The sequence below is a fragment of the Aphanizomenon sp. UHCC 0183 genome, from assembly GCF_009712065.1.
Lineage (GTDB): Bacteria > Cyanobacteriota > Cyanobacteriia > Cyanobacteriales > Nostocaceae > Dolichospermum > Dolichospermum heterosporum.
In genome coordinates this window covers 1-1318 of sequence record NZ_VILC01000151.1, presented here as the reverse complement: position 1 = coordinate 1318, position 1318 = coordinate 1, and the positions used below count along the sequence as shown (strand labels likewise).

Genomic DNA, 1318 nt, shown 5'->3' with positions numbered 1-1318 from the left:
CCTACCTCCCCTACCTCCCCTACCCCCCCTACCTCCCCTACCTCCCTACCTCTCCTACCTCCCTACCCCCCCTACCTACCTTCACCCGTCATTTTCGGTTTGACAGACTACTAGATTTTCAACGTGAATAACTGTATCTGACATAGTTTATTATTAGAATTCTTTTTATGATGGCAACCATTCAGGATTGAGGATTTCTGTTAAGGAATAAGGACAATTTTCAGGGAAAATTGTTGGAGATAGTTCAGATTTACGAATAGCATTATTTCTAGCTTTAATGTAAATCTTATCTAGGATTTTTGTACAATGATTATAAAGAACTTTAGACTCCAATAATAAATCTAATTCCAGCCTAAAGTTATCAATTTCTTTTTCCCAACCCCTACCAGACCAATCTTTTTCTGACTTCCAGTAATCATAAATTAGTAGATGAATTAAAAGTCTCAATAAGTAACTTTCTACTTTACGCCTTTGTTCGTTTCCCAATGCAGTAATTTCCTCAATTAAATGTTCCCAGTCAACATTTTCCAAATCCCGATTTTGCAGTTGGTTAAGGGTAATATCCAACCACTCAGGATAATCTTGTTCATAAATCTCGCAATTTGCTTGTGTAGGTTGCATTTTACTTACTCAGCTACAGTTTCAATATTGATGTTTACATTGATTGAGGGACGTTCTATACAACGTTTTTACCCTACTATAAATTCACTCCTTTTTCTGCTAGTAACTGTCTTAATTTAGCTAGTTCCGCTTCTGCTAAATCTGCACGTTGCTTTTCCTGTTCTGCACGCTGTCTTTCTCTTTCTTCTGGCATAGGCAACCAATTATTCTCTTGATCATACCAACGTAACCACTGTCTAGTTAGTCCTTGATATTCTCCCTCCCATAATCCTAAACCCAATTCAGCTTCTTCTAGCCATACCCCTAATCCATTAATAGAGAGCGGTTGATAACGGTTCGTTACCAAACCATAACAGTGAAACTCATCAGTATAACGGTTATAGACAAAATAATAGGGGATTCTGAGAATTTGCTCATATACTGTCCATTTATTGGGAGGTTGATTAACTTCCCGTAAATTTCTCCCTAAGTCTTCGTTTTCTGTTCCTGGAGATATTAATTCTACTACTACAAAGGGATACGTTCCTTCATACCAAGTAACATAGCTTAATCTTAGTTCTGTTTGTTCATAAAAACGGGATACCCCCAAAACTGCAAACCAATCAGGGCGTTTATACCATTGTGTATGCTTGCTGTCATAGTATAAATTTAAGTCACTACCTGTAAATACATTATCTTCTGCATAAGAAGGCGGACG

General features: G+C 37.4%; 2 protein-coding genes. Both read right to left on the bottom strand.

The window, feature by feature from the left end; genetic code table 11:
• Positions 1-165 precede the first annotated feature (165 nt).
• Entirely contained in the window at positions 166-621 is a 456-nt protein-coding gene (locus FJR37_RS25345) for a DUF29 domain-containing protein (RefSeq protein ID WP_168467447.1), read from the bottom strand.
• Between the two features lie 76 nt (positions 622-697).
• Positions 698-1318: Uma2 family endonuclease (locus tag FJR37_RS25340; protein WP_168467446.1), on the bottom strand; the 621-nt coding region annotated here is incomplete at its 5' end.

Excerpts from the sequence above, each read along its gene's own strand:
- FJR37_RS25345 (WP_168467447.1), bottom strand. The coding sequence starts at position 621 with ATGCAACCTACACAAGCAAATTGCGAGATTTATGAACAAGATTATCCT.